The sequence below is a fragment of the Micromonospora sp. CNZ322 genome (assembly GCF_007827755.1).
On sequence record NZ_VITD01000008.1, the window covers coordinates 1 to 19340 of the forward strand.

15 protein-coding genes are annotated in these 19340 nt (G+C 73.4%); 4 read left to right on the forward strand and 11 right to left on the reverse strand.

The features are described from left to right. Window positions 1-329 precede the first annotated feature (329 nt). The 5 genes from mptB (FB453_RS19490) to FB453_RS19510 are packed head-to-tail and all read right to left on the reverse strand — an operon-like array spanning window position 330 to window position 8678. Window positions 330-1814 carry a putative hexosyltransferase gene (gene mptB / locus FB453_RS19490; RefSeq protein WP_486480341.1) on the reverse strand — a complete coding sequence of 495 codons (1485 nt, stop codon included), beginning with the start codon at window positions 1812-1814 and terminating at the stop codon, window positions 330-332. Between the two features lie 14 nt (window positions 1815-1828). Next, window positions 1829-3238 carry a polyprenol phosphomannose-dependent alpha 1,6 mannosyltransferase MptB gene (gene mptB / locus FB453_RS19495; RefSeq protein WP_145792170.1) on the reverse strand — a complete coding sequence of 470 codons (1410 nt, stop codon included), beginning with the start codon at window positions 3236-3238 and terminating at the stop codon, window positions 1829-1831. A 40-nt stretch (window positions 3239-3278) separates the two neighbouring features. After that, the gene (locus FB453_RS19500; protein WP_145792172.1) at window positions 3279-4898 is read right to left on the reverse strand and encodes a hypothetical protein; all 1620 of its coding nucleotides are present in this window, start codon (window positions 4896-4898) and stop codon (window positions 3279-3281) included. Continuing rightward, entirely contained in the window at window positions 4891-7911 is a 3021-nt protein-coding gene (locus FB453_RS19505; protein ID WP_145792174.1) for a bifunctional [glutamine synthetase] adenylyltransferase/[glutamine synthetase]-adenylyl-L-tyrosine phosphorylase, read from the reverse strand. Before FB453_RS19505 ends, FB453_RS19500 begins: the two co-directional genes overlap by 8 nt. Further along, window positions 7911-8678, reverse strand: a complete 768-nt coding sequence (locus tag FB453_RS19510) for a type 1 glutamine amidotransferase (protein WP_145792176.1) — start codon at window positions 8676-8678, stop codon at window positions 7911-7913. The genes FB453_RS19505 and FB453_RS19510 overlap by 1 nt, the downstream gene beginning before the upstream one ends. 112 nt (window positions 8679-8790) lie before the next feature. Here FB453_RS19510 and FB453_RS19515 point away from each other — a divergent pair, with 112 nt between their 5' ends. After that, the gene (locus tag FB453_RS19515) at window positions 8791-9726 is read left to right on the forward strand and encodes an LD-carboxypeptidase (RefSeq protein WP_145792178.1); all 936 of its coding nucleotides are present in this window, start codon (window positions 8791-8793) and stop codon (window positions 9724-9726) included. A gap of 158 nt (window positions 9727-9884) precedes the next feature. Here FB453_RS19515 and FB453_RS19520 read toward each other — a convergent pair whose 3' ends face one another. Continuing rightward, window positions 9885-10784, reverse strand: coding sequence for a virginiamycin B lyase family protein (locus FB453_RS19520; RefSeq protein WP_145792181.1), 900 nt, complete (start codon window positions 10782-10784; stop codon window positions 9885-9887). A gap of 186 nt (window positions 10785-10970) precedes the next feature. Between FB453_RS19520 and FB453_RS19525 the strand changes: the two genes are divergently transcribed. Further along, window positions 10971-11441 (forward strand): hypothetical protein, encoded by a 471-nt coding sequence (locus FB453_RS19525; RefSeq protein ID WP_145792641.1) that lies wholly within the window; start codon window positions 10971-10973, stop codon window positions 11439-11441. Between the two features lie 630 nt (window positions 11442-12071). Here the strand turns inward: FB453_RS19525 and FB453_RS19530 are convergent. The 4 genes from FB453_RS19530 to glnA form a co-directional block, all read right to left on the reverse strand. Beyond that, on the reverse strand, window positions 12072-12455 hold the full coding sequence (locus tag FB453_RS19530; RefSeq protein WP_112582648.1) for a VOC family protein: 384 nt from the start codon (window positions 12453-12455) through the stop codon (window positions 12072-12074). A gap of 294 nt (window positions 12456-12749) precedes the next feature. Then, window positions 12750-13442: a helix-turn-helix transcriptional regulator gene (locus FB453_RS19535; RefSeq protein WP_112600992.1), complete on the reverse strand. Its 693-nt coding sequence runs from the start codon at window positions 13440-13442 to the stop codon at window positions 12750-12752. 135 nt (window positions 13443-13577) lie between these two features. Next, a complete protein-coding gene (locus FB453_RS19540; RefSeq protein ID WP_112582646.1) occupies window positions 13578-14003 on the reverse strand; it encodes a DUF350 domain-containing protein in 426 nt (141 codons plus the stop codon). 89 nt (window positions 14004-14092) lie between these two features. Then, window positions 14093-15442: a type I glutamate--ammonia ligase gene (glnA, locus tag FB453_RS19545; protein WP_091409557.1), complete on the reverse strand. Its 1350-nt coding sequence runs from the start codon at window positions 15440-15442 to the stop codon at window positions 14093-14095. A gap of 284 nt (window positions 15443-15726) precedes the next feature. Here glnA and FB453_RS19550 point away from each other — a divergent pair, with 284 nt between their 5' ends. Continuing rightward, window positions 15727-17484 carry an NAD+ synthase gene (locus FB453_RS19550; protein WP_145792183.1) on the forward strand — a complete coding sequence of 586 codons (1758 nt, stop codon included), beginning with the start codon at window positions 15727-15729 and terminating at the stop codon, window positions 17482-17484. Window positions 17485-17693: 209 nt separating this feature from the next. Then, on the forward strand, window positions 17694-18539 hold the full coding sequence (gene panB / locus FB453_RS19555) for a 3-methyl-2-oxobutanoate hydroxymethyltransferase (RefSeq protein WP_145792185.1): 846 nt from the start codon (window positions 17694-17696) through the stop codon (window positions 18537-18539). Between the two features lie 102 nt (window positions 18540-18641). Here panB and npdG read toward each other — a convergent pair whose 3' ends face one another. Then, window positions 18642-19340: an NADPH-dependent F420 reductase gene (gene npdG / locus FB453_RS19560; RefSeq protein WP_091409546.1), complete on the reverse strand. Its 699-nt coding sequence runs from the start codon at window positions 19338-19340 to the stop codon at window positions 18642-18644.

Below are 19340 nucleotides of genomic sequence, written 5' to 3' on the forward strand. Positions count from 1 at the left end.
GCGCCCCGCGCCCCGCGCCCCGCGCCCCGCGCCCCGCGCCCCGCGCCCCGCGCCCCGCGCCCCGCGCCCCGCGCCCCGCGCCCCGCGCCAAGATCCACGCAACTTCGGGGATGTTGCTGCCTTCGGCGCCCCGGAGGCAGCACTTTCCCTGCAGTTGAGCGGATCTTGGGCGTAGACCTCAACCGAGATCGTGCTCGATCCTGGATGTAGGGGCCTCGAACCCGCCGACAGCCGACTACATCCAGGTTAAAGCGCGATCTTGACCACCCGCCTCGGTGATCACGGGTTAGCAGGAAGCTTTGTCCACTTTGTCCCCTACAACCTCATGATCAACGATGCCAGCGGCGGCGGGCGGTGCGTACGAGCACGGTCAGGAGCAGGGCGGTCATCGCCAGGGCACCGGGTGCCTTGGTGACGCGGGCCAGGTTGGTGCCGTCGGGCAGGGCGAGGAAGGCTGCCGCCGCGGTGGGCAGCACGAACCACGTCGTGCGGGCGGCGGTGAGCGCCAGCAGTGCCAGCGGCCAGGTCGCGTACCAGGGGTGAAAGACCGGGGACAGGACGACGGTGGCGACCAGCGCCACCGCCGCGCCGTGCAGCGCCACCCGGGACCGCGCCACCCGAGGACACCGCACCTCGGGAGCCGCGACCTCGTTCAGCCCGCGCAGGGTCTGCCAGGCCCGCCACCAGAGCACCACCAGCACACCGGCGAGCAGCAGCAGCGCCACCGCCCGGACCACCGGCACCGCCTGCGGGTCCCGGCCGACCAGCGCGCCGGCGTAGTCGATCACGAAGCCCACGGCGGTGGGTGGTGACGTCCACTGCTCCGAGTCGCCGCTGTGGGTCAGCCCGCCCACCCAGCCGAAGCCGAGGCCGGACACCGCCGAGGTGACCAGCAGCGCGGCGAACAGCCCTCCGGCCAGCCAACCACAGTGGCGCAGCAACGCCCGTACGGTGTATCGGCTGGGCATCCCGGCCAGCACCGCGAACGGCACCACCACCACTGCGCTGGCCTTCACCGTGACCGCCAGCCCGAGCAGCGCTCCGGCCAGCAGGAGCGCCGCCGGCCGCCCTGGTCGACGGACCACGACCAGCAGCCCACACAGCAGCAGGCCCAGCATCACGGCGTCGTTGTGCGCGCCGGCCACCAGGTGTACGCCGACCAGCGGACCGGCCAGCGCCAACCAGACCGCCCGCCGGGCCGGCACCCCGGCCGCCCGCGCCAGAGCGGGCAGGCAGAGCGCGGCCAGCAGCAGCCCCGCCACGGCGATCACGCGCAGCGCCACGATCGTCCCGGTGAGCCCGCCGCCGAGGCTGACGGCGAGGGCCGCGAGCAGCATGAACACCGGCCCGTACGGTGCCGGGGTGTCCCGCCAGATCGGCGCCACAGTGTCCAGCCATGGGCAGCCCGCCGCCGCCACTCCCACGGTGTACGGGTCGATGCCGTGGGCGTACGTCCAGCCCTGGCAGGCGTACGAGTAGACGTCCCGGCTGCCCACCGGTGGCGCGACCAGCAGCGGTAGCGCCCACAGCCCGGCGGTGACGTACGCCCAACGGGTCGACGGCGCACCCTCGTGCAGCGACCACCAGGCCCCGACCAGCAGCATGGTGCCGATCAGCCAGCAGGTCAGCGTCGCCGGGCCGTCCAGGGCTCGCCAGATCGACGTCGGTGTCGCGCCGAGCGGGGCGTCGGGCAGCGCCCCGCCGAGGTAGCCGGCCACGGCGAGCAGGACCGCGCCGACCAGGCCCGCGTACCGGGCACCCAATGCCGCCAACGACACAGGCGGCGGCGGAACAGGCGGGCCGGGAGCGGTCACCGGCGCACCTTCCCTCAATCGGCGGCGACCGGCTGACGGGCCGCTCGAGCCGACCGTACCAACCGGATGACCAGCACGATCACCAACAGCGTCATCAGCGGCGCCCCGACCGTCTTGGTGTACCGGGGCAGCCCGGTGCCGTCGGGCAGCACCAGGAAGGACGCGACCAGGGCGACCACCGTGAACCATCTGGTGCGCTGGGCGGTGGCCGCCAGCACGAACAGCGGCCAGGTCCAGTACCAGGGGTGCACGACGGGGGCGAGCGCGACGGTGAGGGCGAGCGCGAGACCGGCGTGGTACAGCGGGTCGCGGGTACGGGCCCGCCACCAGAGCCAGACGAGCAGTACGGCCAGGAGGACCACGGCGATCCCGCGGGTGACGGGCAGCGCGTCGATGTGACCACCGAACAGCGCCGCGACATACCCGACCGTCTGCCCCACGGCGGTCGACGGGGAGGTCCAGGCGATGGCGGCGCCGCCCTGGGACAGCCCGCCGATCCAGCCGAAGTCCAGCCCACCGAGGACGGTCACGCCGACCACTGTGACGACCGTGCCGCCGACCACCCAGCCGCCGTCGCGGATCAGCGTGCGGATCCGGTACGGCCCGGCGGTGGCCGCCAGCGCGGCGAACGGGACCACCACCACGGCGGTCACCTTGATCGCCACCGCGACTCCGAGGAGCAGCCCGCCGACCAGCAGCATGCCGCGCCGGCCCGGGTGCGCCGCCACCACGGCCAGCCCGCCGACCAACGCGGCGAGCATCAACACGTCGTTGTGGGGGCCACCGACCAGGTGCGCGGCGACCAGCGGGGATCCCAACGCCAGCCACACCGCCCGCTTCGCCGGCACACCGGCCCGACGCGCCAGCGCCGGCAGGGCCCACGCGGTGAGGGCCACGCCGATCAGCGACAGCGCACGGAGCAGCACGATGCTGGCGGTCAGCGAACCGGTGGCCTTCACCACGGCGCCCGCGATGAGCACGAACAGGGGCCCGTACGGCGCCGGGGTGTCGCGCCAGATGACGGAGACCGTGTCCAGCCAGGGGCAGGGCAGTGCGGAGACGCCCTGTTCGTACGGGCTGATACCGCCGACGAAGCTGGCGCCCTGGCAGGCGTAGGCGTACACGTCCCGGCTGCCGAAGGGCGGCGCGATCAGCAGCGGCAGCAGCCAGAGCCCGACGGTGACCAGGGCCCACCGCGTCGAGGGCCCTCCGTCGCGCAGCGCCCACCAGGCGTACGCCATCAGGCCGGTGCCGACCAGCCAGGCGGCGAGGATCAGCGGGCCGTTGGGCCCCTGCCAGATGCTGACCGGGGTGCTTCGCAGTGGGCCGCTGGGGAACGCGCCGCCGAGGAAAGCGGAGAGCGCGAGCAGCATCGAGCCGGCCAGGCCGGTCCAGCGCGCGAGGTGGGAGGGCACGCCGGACATGCTGCCAGCCCGTCGGTGGGAGGCCGACGGCAGGCACGGGTCAGCAGTGGCGCGCCGGTGCCAGCCCACTGGAGATCGAGTAGTCGCCGGCGGCGCGGACCCGCACCTCGGTCCACCCGTCCGCGCCCGGTCGCAGGCAGCCGTCCGGGCCGCTCAACGTGAGCCAGCGCGACCAGCGAACCCGGACCGGCACGTCCCCGGGCGTGGCGGTCAGCCGGACCGCACCGCGGTCGGCGGCGACGAGTTGACCCGGGGCATCGACCAGCGGGGTCGGATCGACCACTGCGTACATCTGCCAGGTGGAGTCTCGCCAGACCTCCCGCAGGTACGGCAGGCCGCCGCGGATCAGCGCGGCCTCGTCGCGGCCCCACCGGTCGGCGGGTGCGTCCGGGGCGAGCACCACGTAGCTCACCGCCTCGTGCCGTAGCCACTGCTCGTAGGTCTGCTCGTTCAGGTTGCCGTCGTAGAACAGCGCGTTGCGGTCGCTGTCGACCTGGCGTTCCCAACCCCGGGCCAGTGGCACTGTCGGCGGCAGGTACGCCGACTCCCAGTGGTCGCGCAGCGGCACCACCTCGACCCGCCCGGCCGGCTGCCGCCGGTCGAGTTCGGCGACGAGCGGTTGGTAGAAACGTTCGGCGCTCTCCGGTGCGCCGGCCCGGGTCACGTCGCTCGTCATCACCGGGGACTGCCACCAGACGGTCGCGGCGAGCAGCCCGGCCAGCCACGGCCCGGGCAACGCGGCGTACCCGGCCAGCACGGGCAGGGCGAACAGCATCGGCAGTCGTAGCGCGTTGGAACCGATCGGGCTGGGCACGTAGTACGCCCCGATCAGGAGCAGCACGGTGAGCACCGCGCCGACGCGCAGCACCCGGCGGCGACGCGGCAGCACGACCGCCACCAGCACCGCGAGCGCGACGTTGATGCGCATCGACTCGGCCGAGTACGGCTGGGTGCCGCCGTTGCCGAAGACGAACGCCATCGGGGCGAGCGTGACGGCGGGCGCCACGGCCAGGACGAACCCTTCGGCCAGTGGTCGCTCGGCTCGCCAGCCTCCGGGCAGCGGGCGGCCCGGCCCGTCACCGGTGCGCAGGGCGCCCAGCAGCAGCGCCGCGCCGGCCAGCCCGGTGAACAGGCCGGCGACCGGGCTGGCCGCCGTCGCCAGGGCGGCGCAGACGGCGGCGAGCGTCAACCGGAGCCAGCGCGGTGGGCGTTCCGCGCTCACCGCGCAGAGCGCCAGCAGCCCGAACGCCAACCCGACCGCGAAGGTGATCCGGCCGCTCGCCAGGTTGCCGACCAGCACCACAGCGCCGAGGACGCCGGCCAACAGCGGTCGGCGGGCCCGGTTGCGGGTGAACAGCCAACCCAGCGCGGCCGCGCCGACCACGGCGGCGATCGCCCCCAGCGGACGCACCCCGATCAGCGCGCCCAACCTGGCCGTGAAGAGGCTGTAGCCGTACTGGTTGACGCCGCCGTACCAGCCGAAGTCGACCGGCGCGGCCCCGTACCGCTCGGTGAAGCCGGCACGGGCCACCTGGGCGGCGAGGTCGGTGCCCATCGGCGGCGCGAGGAGGAACGCGGCGGCGAGCAGCACCGCCACCCCGGTCGCCGCCGCCCAGCCCGCGACGCTCCGCCTGGTTGGACGCGGCGACGCGTCAGGCATCGAGGACCCGTTCGGCAGCGGCGCGGGAGCGGCGGCCGGTGCGCAGGTACTCGTCGAGGAACTCCCCCGGATCGTCGCGGCCGAGCAGCCGGGCCACCCCGGCCAACTCCACCCCGTGCCGGGGCAGTTGGTCGCCGGCCCGGCCCCGGACCAGCATCAACGCGTTGCGGACCTGCGCGGCCAGGGCCCAACCAGCGGCCATCTCCGCGGCGTCCGCCGGGTCGATCAGGCCGGCCCGCTCGGCCGCCGCGAGGGCGTCGAGGGTACGCGTGCCGCGCAGCGCCGGGATCGCGCCGGCGTGCCGGAGCTGGACGAGTTGCACCGCCCACTCCACGTCGGCGAGCCCACCGCGGCCCAGCTTGGTGTGGGTGGCCGGGTCGGCGCCCCGGGGCAGCCGTTCGGTCTCCACCCGGGCCTTGATCCGCCGGATCTCGACGACCTGCTCGCGGGTCAGCCCGTCGGCCGGATAGCGCACCGGCTCAATCATCGCCTCGAACTCGGCGCCCAGGTCGGCGTCGCCGCAGACGAACCGGGCGCGCAGCAGTGCCTGCGCCTCCCACACCCGCGACCAGCGGGCGTAGTACTGCGCGTACGCGGCGAGGCTGCGTACCAGCGGACCCTGGCGGCCCTCCGGCCGCAGGTCGGCGTCGACGCCCAGCGGCGGGTCGGGGGCGGGGACGCCGAGCAGCCGGCGCAGCTCCTCGGCGACGGCGTGCGCGGCGGCGCTGGCAGCGCTCTCGCTGGTGCCCGGCGGCGGGTCGTAGACGAAGAGCACGTCGGCGTCGGAGAGGTAGTTCGACTCGTACCCGCCGAGCCGGCCCATGCCGATCACCGCGAACCGCAGCCCTGCCGGTGCCGGCTGGCTGGCCTGGGCGGCCCGCAGCGCGGCGGCCAGGGTGGCGTCGGTGACGTCGGCGAGCGCCGTACCGACCTCGGTGATGTCGGACAGCCCGCGGGCGGGCCGGTTCGCGCCGTCCGCCCGGGTGGGGCTGGGCGCGAGCGCGCCGGCCCGGCAGAGCACGTCCGCGCAGGCAACCCGGACCAGCTCGCGACGTCGCAGCGCGCGCACGGCGCTGGTGGCCTCGACCGGGTCGGTGTGCCGCGCCGCCGCCGCCAGGAACCCCTCCCGCAGCACCTCTGGCGCGCGTGGCGCCAGCTCGTTCTCCTCGGCCAGCAGCCGCAGCGCCTCCGGGTCGCGGGCGAGCAGGTCGGCGACGTACCGGGACAGCGCGAGGACCCGGGCCAGCCGACGGGCGACCGGGCCGCCGTCGCGCAGCAGCCGCAGGTACCAGGGGGTACTGCCCAGCTTGTCGGAGACCTTGCGGTAGTTGAGCAGCCCCCGGTCCGGCTCCGGCGCGTCGGCGAACTCGCTGAGCAGCACCGGCAGCAAGGTGCGCTGGATGGCCGCCGTGCGGCTCACCCCGCCGGTGAGCGCCTGGAGGTGGCGCAGCGCCCCGGCCGGGTCGGCGAAGCCGAGAATCTCCAGGCGGTTCCTGGCCGCCTCCGGGGTGAGCCGCAACCCGTCGGCCGGCACCCGGGCCACCGACTCCAGCAGCGGCCGGTAGAGCAGTTTGGCGTGCAGTCGGCGTACCTCGGTGGCGTGGGTGACCCACTCGGCCCGGAAGCTTTCCACGGCGCTGCGCCCCGGCGAGGCCGTGAAACCCAGCGCGGCGGCGAGCCAGCGCAGCGCGCCCGGCTCGGCGGGCACCGTGTGCGTACGACGCAGGCCCTGGAGTTGCAGCCGGTGCTCGACGCTGCGCAGGAAGCGGTAGCCGCGCAGCAGGGCCTCGCCGTCGGCCCGCCCGACGTAGCCGCCGGCGACGAGCGCGCGCAACGCCGGGATGGTGCCGGGCGGGCGCAGCGTCTCGTCGCCGCGACCGTGCACGAGTTGCAGCAACTGGACGGCGAACTCGATGTCGCGCAGCCCGCCCGGACCGCGCTTGATCTCGCGCTCCAGCTCCTTCGGCGGGATGTGGTCGATGATCCGGCGGCGCATGGCGCGGACGTCCTCGACCGCCTCGGGCCGCTCGGCCGCCCGCCAGACCAGCGGCGCGAGCTGGTCGATCCACTCCTGGGCCAGCGGCAGGTCACCGGCGGCCGGGCGGGCCTTGAGCAGCGCCTGGAACTCCCAGGTACGCGCCCACCGCCGGTAGTAGGCCAGGTGGCTGGCGAGGGTCCGCACCAGCGGGCCGCGGCTGCCCTCGGGGCGCAGCGCGGCGTCCACCGGCCAGGCCACCAGCCCGCAGATGTAGATCAGTCGGGTCGCCACCTGGGTCGCGGCGGACAGGTCGGCGTCCTCGGCGGCCACGAAGATGACGTCCACGTCGGAGACGTAGTTCAGCTCGCCGCCGCCGCACTTGCCCATCGCCACGACCGCGAGTCGGGGCCGCTCGGTCCCCTCCGCCAGCTCCGTGACCGCGATCTCGTACGCCGCGGAGAGCGTCGCGTCTGCCAACGCGGAGAGGGCGGCCATCGTCTGCTCCAGCCCGCGACCGCCGGTCAGGTCGGCCGCCGCGATCCGCAGCAACGCCAGGCGGTACGCGGCCCGCAGCGCCGCCACCGCGTTGCCGCCGTCGGCCGGCTCCAGCCGCCCCTCGGCGGTCGGGGCGAGCCCGTCCGGGGCGGTCCGCAGCGCCTGGTAGTGCTCGGGGTGGGCCACCAGGTGGTCGCCGAGCGCCGCCGACGCGCCGAGCACCGCGATCAGGCGCCGCCGTAGCCCGGGATCGGCGTGCACGTCCGCGAGCAGCGGCGATTCGGTGCCGCCTTCGATGGTGCGGCCCTCGGCCTCCACGATGCGGTGCAGTTGGCGCAGCGCCAGGTCCGGGTCGGCGGCCCGGGACAGCGCGGCGAGCAGCTCCGCGGCGGCCTCGTCGACCGGCTCCTGCTCGGCCGGCCGCCACAGCCGCAGCCCCTCCGGGCCGAGCAGGTCCGCGGCGCGCGCGCCGCCATCGCCTTCGGCGGTGCCGAAGCCGTACCGGGCGAGCCGGCCCGGTGCCCTGGTCGGCCGGCTCATCAGTGCCCGAGCAGCGGCAGACCGCGCCGCGTCGTGCTGTCGTCCAGCTCGCCGAGGGCCAGCGCGGCGAACCGGGCGGCGAACGGTTGCCAGACCTCCTCGACGTCGGGCAGCACCGAGGCGCAGGCCGCGACCACCAGCTCCGGGTCGTAGCCCAGCTCGGCGAGTTGGGTCGAGTCGGTGGCCCAGTCGGCGATCATCGCGGCGTCGCACTCGATGTGGAACTGCAACCCCCAGGCCCGGTCACCGAGGCGGAACGCCTGATGCGGGTAGCGGGTGGAGGCGGCCAGCAGTGTCGCGCCCCGAGGCAGCTCGGTGATCTCGTCGGCGTGCCACTGGAGCACGTCCGGGATCAACGGCACGTACCGGAACAACGGGTCGTTCTCGGCGGCGTCGCGCCGGCCGACCACGCCGGGGCCGATCTCCGGCCCGGACGGGCTGCGCTCCACCAACCCGGCGTGCGCGGTGGCGAGCAGCTGCGCGCCCAGGCAGACCGCCAGGGTCGGCACCCGGTATCGGACCGCCTTGCGCAGCAGGCCCTCCACGGCGGGAAACCACTGTGCGCCGGGCGAGCCGTCCGGCAACGGGTACGCCTGTTGGTCGCCGCCGAGCACCACCAGCGCCGCGTACCCCTCCAGGTCGGCGGGCAGCTCGTCGCCGGCGTGCGGACGCACCACCCACAGCTCCAGCCCAGCCTCGGTCAGCCACTCACCCAGCCGGCGCGCGTCGTCCGTCGGGTCGTTCTCGATCACCAGCGCGGTTGCCACAGGTCGAGGCTAGCCGGTACGCCGCACGGCACCACGCCCCGGCACGGGCCGCGCGGTTCCCGCCGCCCGTGCCCGGGTCCCGACCACGGCGGGGTGGTTAGGCTCTGCGGTTGTGATCAGCGAGGACAGCGTCGCCGTACGCCCGCCCGTGCTGCGCCCGGGTGACACGGTGCTGCTGGTGTCGCCGTCCGGGCCGACCTCGCCCGAGCGGGTGGCCCGGGGCATGGAACTGCTCACCGGCTGGGGCCTGCGCCCGGTGCCGGCGCCGAACGCGTACGCCCGCCACGGCTACCTCGCCGGCACCGACGACCTGCGTGCCGCCGACCTGAACGCGGCCTTCGCCGACCCTGACGTACGCGGGGTGATCTGCACTCGCGGCGGCTACGGTGCCCAGCGGATCGTGGACGCCATCGACATGGCCGCCGTCCGCCGCGACCCGAAGGTGGTGGCCGGCTTCTCGGACATCACCGCGTTGCAGTTCGCACTGTGGCGGGGCGCCCGCCTGGCCGGGGTGCACGGCCCCGGGGCGGCCTGGCGCGACGAGCGGACGCCGCTGCGCTCCGCCGAATCCCTGCACGCGGCGTTGATGACTACCGAACCGGTGTCGATCACCGCGGTCCCCACCGAGGAGACCTTCGGCGTACACGTCCCGGGTCGCGCCACCGGTACCCTGCTCGGCGGCAACCTGTGCATGATCGCCGCGTCGATCGGCACGCCGGACCTGCCCGACCTGACCGGTGCGGTGCTGTTGATCGAAGACGTGCAGGAACCCCCGTACAAGGTCGACCGGATGCTCACCCACCTGCGCCGGGCCGGCGTGCTGGACGGACTGGCCGGGGTGGCGGTCGGGCAGTTCACCGACTGCGGCGACGGCTGGGACACCACCATCGTCGACGTGCTCAGCGAACGCCTCGGCGACCTGGGCGTACCGGTCCTCGGCGGCCTCCCCATCGGCCACGGCCCCAACCAGCTCACAGTCCCGGTGGGCACAACCGCCACCCTCGACACCACCACCGCCACCCTCACCGCAACCCCAGCAGTCCACTAACCCCCGCTCCGCCCCGTTCCCCTCCCCCGCTCCCGGCCCTCCCCGGCCCCGGCCCTCCCCGGCCCCGGCCCTCCCCGGCCCCCTCCCCGGTGATCAAAAGGTTTGCGTCATGTTCGGAGCGGATCCTGACGCAAACCTCTTGATCAACCAGGGCAGGTTCAGGGGGCGGGCGGGATGGTGGGTGGGGTCAGGTGGGCTACTGCGCCGATTTCCAGGGCGGCCCAGATGCCGGTGGGGGTGCGGTTGATGCCGTGCGGTTCGGCGTTGGGAGTGGGTAGGGCGTAGCCCTCAATCCGTCCAGTGGCGTCGAGGTGACCGATCCGGTTGGCACCCCACTCGGTGAACCACGCGCCGCCGTCCGGGTCCGCCACGATCGCGTGCGGGCGGGCGGCCCGGTCCGGCAGCGGGAACTCGACGATCTTGCCGTCCGGCTCGATCCGGCCAAGCTGACCGGCGGCGATCTCCACGAACCAGATGACGGCGTCGTCGCCCAAGGTGATGCCGACCGGGCCGGCCTTCACGGTGGGCAACGGATGCAGCGTCACCCTGCCGTCGAGATCGATCCGACCGATCGCGTTCGCCTGATTGAGGGTGAACCAGAGAGCCTGGTCCGCGCCAGCAGTGATCATCGAGGCGAATCCGCCGGTCACCGGCAGCGGGAATGCGGTGTGGGTGCCGTCAATCCCCACCCGGCCGATGGTGTCGGAGGTCATCCCGGCGTACCAGAGCGCGCCATCAGGCCCAGCCGCGATGCCGCCCGGCCCGGTGCCGACCGGCAGGGCGATGGTGCGCTGCTCACCGTCGACGGTGATCCGACCGATCCGGTCGTCTCCCGAGCGGGTGAACCAGAGCGCCCCGTCCGGCCCGGCCGTGATGATCAATGGGCGACCGCCGGGCGGATCCAGCGGGTAGGTCCGGACCGCACCGTCGGGCGACAACCGGGCGATGCCGCCGGCATGGGCCAACGTCAGCCACAGCGCGCCGTCCGGGCCAGACGTGATGCCGTACGGTCCGGCGCCCGGCTCGCCGATTGGAATCTCCCGAATCTCGACGGTCATGTCGCGGCGTCCTTCCGTCGGTGGATCGTCCACCCTGACCGCTCGGCAAGCGACCACACAACCGATTTCGCCCACCGCCGGCCCCTGATTGTCAGCTCGCTGACAGGGTCGCCACGGCTTCCGCCCAGACAGCCCGGTCACTGTCGGTGATGACAGCGCAGGATGACCGAACCTCTGGAGGACAGCATGTCCCGCACCATCCGTAGGAAGCACCTGCTGGCCGGTTTGGCCGCCGCCGGCGTCCTCGGCGTCGGGATCGCGGCCCCGACGATCGCGTTCGCCGCCGACACTCCCACGCCGGCACCGAGCGCCAGCACCGCCCCGGCTCCCGGCACGGCTCCGGGTGCGAAGGCCGACCGGCAGGGCGAGTTCGCCGAGGCGCTCGCCAAGGAGCTGGGCGTGCCCACCGACAAGGTGACCGCCGCACTGGAAAATATCCGCGAGCAGCACCGGCCGGCCGACCGGCCGCAGCGCCCGTCCGCCGAGGACCGGCAGGCCGCGCTCAAGCAGCGCCTGGACCAGGCGGTCAAGGACGGCAAGCTCACCCAGGAGCAGGCCGACGCCATCACCAAGGCCGTCGAGGCCGGCGTCTTCCCCGGCCCGGGCGGTCACCGCGGCCCGGGCGGCCACCACGGCGCCGGTACGCCCGGCAAGTAGTGCGACGAGGCCGGCCCCGGCAGGCACCAGCAGGCCGGGGCCGGCCTCGGTACGCCCCGGGCAGGCCGAGGGCCGGCCTGTCGTGCCCGGGCAGGCCCGGTCCGCCCTGTCGGGCCGGCCTGCCCGGGCCCGTCACGGCTTGATTCACTCGACTTCCGTGATGTCGAAGTATCCGGCGCGCTCGGACACCCCGACATCATGAAAACCGAGTCGATCACCGGCCCCGGGGCCCCGCCGGTCAGGCCGAGCACTCCCTGCCAAACCCCAACAAGCCCTGGTACGTCCGAATGGTCAGGGTTTACCCCGGTCGACCTGAACAGGTCAGGCCCTACCCCAGCTTGATCCACTCGACTTCCGTGAAGTCGCGGTATCCGGCGCGCCCGGACACCCCGACATCATGAAAACCGAGTCGATCACGCGCGCGGGTGCGTGCGGCCAGGCTGGCTCGGCCGTCACACCCGCTCAGGGTGACGGCCCCAGAGCCAGCCCAACCCAGAGCCAGGCCACCCGGGCCAGGCCACTCCAGGCCAGGCCACCCCGGGCCAGGCCCCCCAGAGCCAGCCCCACCCGGGCCAGCCTGACCGATAGCGCGGGGTCAGCCTGGGAGCATCAGCCCGGCCCTGAAAGGGGTCAGGGCTGCGGGGGCGGGGGCGTGAACACGCCCAGGTGGTTGCCGGCCGGGTCGAGTAGGTGGGCCAACGTGAGACCGCTCGGTGCCGTACGCGCTGGCACCAGCACCCGGCCGCCGGCCGCTTCGGCCTGTCGGCAGGTCTCCGCCACGTCGGCGACTTCGGCGTAGAACACCGCGTAGTTCGGCGACGTCCCGTCGGTCGCCCGGATCGCCCCGCCGATCCCGGTGTCGCCGCCGGCCCCGGTCACGCGGTAGGACCCGCCGTTGGTCGAGCCCTGCTCCTCGAAGGTCCAGCCGAACAGCTCTCCGTAGAACCGCTCCGCGTCCTCGGGCCGGTCGGTGCCGATCTCGAACCAGGTGATGGGCGTGGTGGACCTGGACATCTACTGCCTCCAGAATTTCCGTGCCGGCCGTTCGGCCGTCGTCTGGAGCAGTCTCGGGGCCGTTGGCGACAGCGTCCTGTCGGTGTTTCCGGATCACCCGGCGGGGTTTCCAGCGACGAGACCCAACCGGGACCGCCGCGAACGGGTCTCAGACCAGGCCACCGCGCCGACCTCGTTTCAGACCAGGCCGCACCACCAAGCCTGTCTCAGACCAGGCCGCCCCCACCAAGCCCGTCTCAGACCAGGCCGCCGCGCCAACCCCGTTCAGACGAGGCCCGCCGCACTCAGCGCGTTTCAGACCAGGCTCAGCGGGCGAACCCGCTCGTGCGGGATGTCGAGATCCGTCAGGCGTAGCTCCCGGGCCACCACGTCGGGCAGCGCCCCGACGCTCCGGATCCGGTCGGTGCGGAAGCACCGCAGCTCGTCGCGCAGACGGCACCAGGCGACCAGGTACCAGTGTCGGGAATTGCCGAGGTAGCCGAGTGGCTCGACGTCACGGGTCGAGTCGGCGCCGGCGCGGTCGGCGTACCGGATGCGCAGCACCCGCCGCGCGGCGACCGCGTCGGCGACGGTGGCCGGGACGGGCGTGGCCGGCCCGTCGCCGATCAGGTGCACCCGGCCGGCGAGGCGGTGTGCCTCGGCGGCGTCGGCGGCCGGCAGCACCGCCACCAGCTTGCGCAGCGCGGTGGCGGCCGGCCCGGCGAACGGCGAGCCGGCGAGCCGGTGCAGCGCCACGGCCATCGCCACCGCCTCGGCGGCGGTCAGGTTGACCGGCGGCAGGGTGCGGGCGCGGTCCAGGACGTAGCCGCCGGTGCGCCCGGGCTCGGCCCAGATCGGCACCCCGGCCTCCTGCAACGCGCCGAGGTCCCGTTCGATGGTCCGGCTGCTCACCTCGAAGCGCGCGGCCAGCCAGCGGGCGCTGCGCGGCCGTGGTGACACCGCCCGCAGCTCCTCGACCAGCGCGTAGAGGCGATCCGTGCGGTTCATGCCCGGCACGCTACGACCGGGGTACGACGCCCTCCAGCAACCGCCCGCGCGGCAACGCGGACAACCGCCAAAGCGACCCGGACAACCACCGCGGCGACGCGGACAGCCGCCAGCACAGCGACGCGGACAGCCGCCTCAGGCGATGCAGGCGCAGACGATCAGCGCGGCCCCGAAGTGGGTGGCGGCGCTGACCCGGGCGGCCGGGTGCGGCTCGGGTGAGCAGATGACCTCGCCGAGCTTGCCGGGGGTGAGCAGGTCCAGCACCACGAAGGCCAGCGCCATGATCGCCAACCCGACCAGTCCGAAGACCACGGTGGAGGCGAGGCCCTTGCCGAAGTCGCTGTAGCTGGTCAGGATCGCGGTGAAGACGATCCCGGCGATGCCGAGCTGGTTGGCGGCGAGCAGCAACCCCGCGTTGGCGTTGCGCTCGACCCAGATCAGGTCTCGCAGCCGGCCCGGGGTGAGCAGGTCGACGAGCCCGAAGCCGGCGGCCATGAGGCCGACGCCGACGATCCCGAACACGACGCTCTGCCAGGCACCGCTGAACAGATCCTCCAGCACCGACTTGCCTCCCGACTCTCCGCCCGGAGGGGTACCGGCGCGGTGATCGAGACGATAGCGGCAGCGCGCAACGGCGTCAGCCCCTGCGTCTACAGGGCCAGGTAGCGCTGCCGCTCGTACGGGGTGACCTCGCGGCGGTACTGCTCCCACTCGGCCCGCTTGTTGCGCAGGAAGAAGTCGAAGACGTGCTCGCCGAGCACCTCGGCGACCAGTTCGGAGCCGGCCATCACGTCGATCGCCTCGGCAAGGTTCTCCGGCAGCGCCTCGTAGCCCATGGCGCGCCGCTCCGCGCTGGTCAGCGACCAGACGTCGTCCTCGGCGCCCGGCGGCAGCTCGTACCCCTCCTCGATGCCCTTGAGGCCGGCGCCGAGCAGCACCGCGAAGGCGAGGTACGGGTTGGCCGCCGAGTCCAGCGAGCGGACCTCGACACGGGCCGAGTTGGGCTTGCCGTACGCGGGAACCCGGACCAGCGCGGACCGGTTGAGGTGACCCCAGCAGACGTACGCCGGGCTCTCGGTGATCCGGTCGGGCAGGTGCTGCGGGAAGAGCCGCTTGTACGAGTTGACCCACTGGTTGGTGACCGCCGTGTACTCCCGGGCGTGCACCAGCAGACCAGCGATGAACGACTTCGCCACCTTGGACAGCTTCATCGGGTCGCCGCTGTCGTGGAAGGCGTTGCGCTCGCCCTCGAACAGCGACAGGTGGGTGTGCATCCCGCTGCCCGGTTGGTCGGTGAACGGCTTCGGCATGAAGCTGGCCTGCACACCGGTGGAGAGGGCGACCTCCTTGACCACGTGCCGGAAGGTCATGATGTTGTCGGCGGTGGTGAGCGCGTCGGCGTAGCGCAGGTCGATCTCCTGCTGGCCGGGCGCGACCTCGTGGTGGCTGAACTCGACCGAGATGCCGATCCGTTCCAGCGCCAGTACGCCCTGCCGGCGGAAGTCCCGGGCGACGGCGTGGGTGGTGTGCTCGAAGTACCCGCCGGTGTCGACCGGGGTGGGCACCGAGCCGTCCTGCGGACCGTTTTCGAGCAGGAAGAACTCGATCTCGGGGTGGGTGTAGAAGGTGAAGCCCTTCTCGGCTGCCTTGGACAGCGCGCGGCGCAGCACGTGCCGGGGGTCTGCCCAGGACGGCCCGCCGTCGGGCAGCAGGATGTCGCAGAACATCCGGGCGCTCTCGCCGCTGACCCCACCTTCGAAGGGGAAGACCTGGAAGGTGGTCGGGTCGGGCATGGCCACCATGTCCGATTCGAAGACCCGGGCGAAGCCCTCGATCGCCGAGCCGTCGAAGCCGATGCCTTCCTCGAAGGCCGCCTCGAGCTCGGCGGGGGCCACCGAAACGCTCTTGAGCGTGCCCAGAACGTCGGTGAACCACAGCCGGACGAACCGGATGTCCCGCTCTTCCAGCGTGCGGAGGACGAACTCCTGCTGACGGTCCACTTCCCCAACCCCTCGCGACACTCTTTTGTCCGCCTTGGCCGGGCTGTACCCGACCTGATCGCCCAGTCTTCCCGGGCCTGGTTACGCAGACGTTACGCGAACTGCCGCCGGCCGTCCCCTCGTGTCCCGCCCGGCGAGCGTGGGCCCCCGCCGTGCCGCCGCGTCCGCCGTCAGGACGGCCGAGCTCCTGCCGCCGCGGCCCCGCGGGCGCCCGTCGCGGCGGGTGGCGGCAATCTCGTCGGAGGGTACGGATTGTCGCGACGAGGCTGGGGCAAGATGAAGGCATGCCCACCCTGCGTCTCGCCCTGTCCCAGGTCAACCCGAGCGTCGGCGACATCGCCGGAAACGCCGACCTGGTCCGCAGCTGGACTCGCCAGGCCGCCGATGCCGGTGCCCAGCTGGTGCTCTTCCCGGAGATGATGCTGACCGGGTACCCGGTTGAGGACCTCGTCTTCCGGCGCTCCTTCGTCGCCGCGTCCCGGGCCGCCGTGGAGCGGCTGGCCGCCGACCTGGCCGCCGACGGTCTCGGCGAGTTGCCGGTCGTGGTCGGTTACCTGGACGCCGACGGTCCGCCGCAGGTCAGCGGGGACGCCGAGCCGGGCCGAGGTGCCCGCAACGCCGCCGCGCTGCTGCACCGCGGCGTCGTGGCCGCCCGCTACTTCAAGCACCACCTGCCCAACTACGGGGTCTTCGACGAGGACCGGTACTTCGTCTCCGGTGACGCGCTGACAGTGGTGCGGATCGGCGGCGTGGACGTCGCGTTGACCATCTGCGAGGACCTGTGGCAGGCCGGCGGTCCGTTCGCCGCCGCCCGGAGGGCCGGCGTCGGCCTGGTCGTCAACATCAACGGCTCGCCGTACGAGCTGAACAAGGACGACATCCGGCTGCCGCTGGTCCGCCGCCGGGCCGCCGAGGCGGGCGCCGCCATCGCGTACGTCAACATGACCGGCGGCCAGGACGAGCTGGTCTTCGAGGGCGACTCGATGATCGTGAGCGCCGACGGTGAGCTGCTCACCCGGGCACCGCAGTTCGTCGAACACCTGCTCGTGCACGACGTCGAGTTGCCGACCGCCGCCACCCCGCCGACCAGCGAGACGGTGGCCGACGGCATGCGGATCGTGCACAGCACGCTGGACGGCATTCCGCCCACGCCGTCCGGCCCGGCCGCCACCGGCGGGCTGATCGAGCCGGTGGCCGACGAGGCCGAGGTGTGGCAGGCGCTGGTGCTGGGTCTGCGCGACTACGTCAACAAGAACCGGTTCCCGTCGGTGGTGCTCGGTCTCTCCGGCGGCATCGACTCGGCGGTGGTGGCGGCGCTCGCCGTCGACGCGCTCGGGCCGGACCGGGTGGTGGGGGTGTCGCTGCCCAGCCAGCACTCCTCGGAGCACTCCCGGGAGGACGCCGCCGACCTGGCCAAGCGCACCGGCCTGGACTACCGCGTCGAGCCGATCCAGCCGATGGTCGACGGTTTCCTGGCCAACCTGTCGCTGTCCGGCGTGGCCGTGGAGAACCTGCAGGCCCGGGTCCGTGGCGTGATCCTGATGGCGCTGTCGAACCAGGAGGGCCACCTGGTGCTGACCACCGGCAACAAGAGTGAGCTGGCGGTCGGCTACTCCACCCTGTACGGCGACTCGGTGGGCGGCTTCAACCCGGTCAAGGACGTCTGGAAGACGCTGATCTGGCGGCTCGCGAAGTGGCGCAACAGGGACGCGGCTCGGCGCGGTGAGACCGCCCCGATCCCGGAGAACTCGATCGGCAAGCCGCCGAGCGCCGAGCTGAGCCCGGGCCAGCTCGACAGCGACAGCCTGCCCGACTACGACGTCCTGGACCCGATCCTGATCGGCTACGTCGACGGCGACCTCGGCCGCGACGGGCTGGTCGAGTCGGGTCACGACCCGGCGATCGTGGACAAGGTGCTGCGGCTGGTGGATACCGCCGAGTACAAGCGACGGCAGTCGGCGCCGGGCACGAAGATCTCCATGAAGGCGTTCGGCCGGGACCGCCGTCTGCCGATCACCAACCGGTGGCGCGAGCACGGCTGAGCCGTACCCCTGGGGGTGCCGGGTCGGTGGCGCGGCCCGGCGCCGCCGGGCGGTGACCTCGCGGCGCGGTCCCGGGTGGCCAGGTGGGGCGACCCCGCGCTGGTGGAGTGACATCTTGCACTGGGCCCTGCCGTCAGCCCGTCTCGCGGTGCGACGATCGCGACGGAACCCGGGGACCGCGCAGGCGGCCTCGAGGAAGGGAGACAGAGATGGTGGAGTCCACTCCGAACGAGGTGACCGCGTTGTACGGCGGCCCGGCCACCCGACGGGTCCGCACCCGCGACCTGATGGCCGCCAAGGAGCGCGGCGAGCGGTGGCCGATGCTCACGTCGTACGACCAGTACACGGCGTCGATCTTCGACCAGGCCGGTGTTCCGGTGCTGCTGGTCGGCGACTCGGCCGCGAACAACGTGTTCGGCTACGAGACCACCCTGCCGATCACCGCCGACGAGCTGCTTCCGCTGGTCCGGGCCGTGGTGCGGGCGACCCGGCACTCGCTGATCGTCGGTGACCTGCCGTTCGGATCGTACGAGGAGGGTCCGGCCCAGGCGCTGCGTACCGCCGTCCGGTTCATGAAGGAGGGCGGCTGTCACGCGGTGAAGTTGGAGGGCGGCCGCCGCAACGCCGCGCAGATCGCCGCGATCGTCGGTGCCGGCATTCCGGTGATGGCGCACATCGGTTTCACGCCGCAGAGCGAGCACACACTGGGCGGCTACCGCGTGCAGGGTCGCGGCGACGCCGCCGACGAGGTGCTGGCCGACGCGCGGGCGGTGGCGGAGGCGGGCGCGTTCGCCGTGGTGCTGGAGATGGTGCCCGGCGAGGTGGCCAAGCGGATCACCCACGAGCTGCCGATCCCCACTGTGGGCATCGGCGCGGGCCCGGACACCGACGCGCAGGTGCTGGTCTGGCAGGACATGGCCGGGCTGCGGACGGGCAAGGCGCCCCGTTTCGTCAAGCGGTACGCGGACCTGGCCGGCGCTCTCACCGACGCCACCCGCCGTTTCGCCGACGAGGTCCGCGGCGGCGAGTTCCCCGCCGCTGAACACACCTTCTAGGACCGGGCACGGCGTGATCCACTCGGTTTTGCCAAAAGTGGGGTGTCCCGGTGCCCGGGACACCCCGCTTTCATGAAACCGGAGTGGATCACGCCGCTCGGGTCAGAGGTCGGTGACGCGGATGCCGGCGTGCGCCTTGTAGCGCTTGTTGATGGCGATCAGGTTGGCGGTGAACGCCTCGATCTGGTGGGCGTTGCGCAACCGGCCGGCGTAGATGCCCCGCATGCCGGGGATCCGGGCGGCCAACGCGCCGACGATGTCGACCAGCTCGCGGTCCTCGGTGCAGATCAGCACGTCCAGGTCGATCCGGTCGACCTCGGGGTCGGCCAGCAGCGGAGCGCTGACGTGGTTGAACGCGGCGCAGACCCGGGAGTCGGGCAGCAGCGCGGCGGCCTGCTGCACGGCGCTGCCCTCGGCGACGGTCAGCGCGTACGGGCCCTGCTTGTCGAAGCCGAGCGGGTTGACGCAGTCGACGACGATCCGGCCGGCGAGCGGCTCGGCGAGGGCGGCGACAGTGGCGGCGTGCCCGTCCCACGGCACCGCGATGATCACCACGTCGCTGCGTCGGGCCACCTCGTCGTTGGCCGCACCGGTGACGCTGCCGCCGGCCGGCACCCCGGGCAGGGCGGCGATCTCGGCCGCGGACTCGGCGGCCCGCTCAGCCGACCGGGATCCGATCAGCACCGTCTGGCCGGCCCGCGCGAACCGGTAGGCGAGGCCCCGCCCCTGGTCGCCGGTGCCGCCGATGATGCCGACCGTCAGCCCGGACACGTCGGGCAGCGTGCTCGCGTCGTATGCCAT

Excerpts from the sequence above, each read along its gene's own strand:
- mptB (WP_145792170.1), bottom strand. The coding sequence starts at position 3,238 with ATGTCCGGCGTGCCCTCCCACCTCGCGCGCTGGACCGGCCTGGCCGGC.
- FB453_RS19500 (WP_145792172.1), bottom strand. The coding sequence starts at position 4,898 with ATGCCTGACGCGTCGCCGCGTCCAACCAGGCGGAGCGTCGCGGGCTGG.
- FB453_RS19505 (WP_145792174.1), bottom strand. The coding sequence starts at position 7,911 with ATGAGCCGGCCGACCAGGGCACCGGGCCGGCTCGCCCGGTACGGCTTC.
- FB453_RS19520 (WP_145792181.1), bottom strand. The coding sequence starts at position 10,784 with ATGACCGTCGAGATTCGGGAGATTCCAATCGGCGAGCCGGGCGCCGGA.
- FB453_RS19525 (WP_145792641.1), top strand. The coding sequence starts at position 10,971 with ATGTCCCGCACCATCCGTAGGAAGCACCTGCTGGCCGGTTTGGCCGCC.
- FB453_RS19530 (WP_112582648.1), bottom strand. The coding sequence starts at position 12,455 with ATGTCCAGGTCCACCACGCCCATCACCTGGTTCGAGATCGGCACCGAC.
- FB453_RS19535 (WP_112600992.1), bottom strand. The coding sequence starts at position 13,442 with ATGAACCGCACGGATCGCCTCTACGCGCTGGTCGAGGAGCTGCGGGCG.
- FB453_RS19550 (WP_145792183.1), top strand. The coding sequence starts at position 15,727 with ATGCCCACCCTGCGTCTCGCCCTGTCCCAGGTCAACCCGAGCGTCGGC.
- panB (WP_145792185.1), top strand. The coding sequence starts at position 17,694 with ATGGTGGAGTCCACTCCGAACGAGGTGACCGCGTTGTACGGCGGCCCG.
- npdG (WP_091409546.1), bottom strand. The coding sequence starts at position 19,340 with ATGGCATACGACGCGAGCACGCTGCCCGACGTGTCCGGGCTGACGGTC.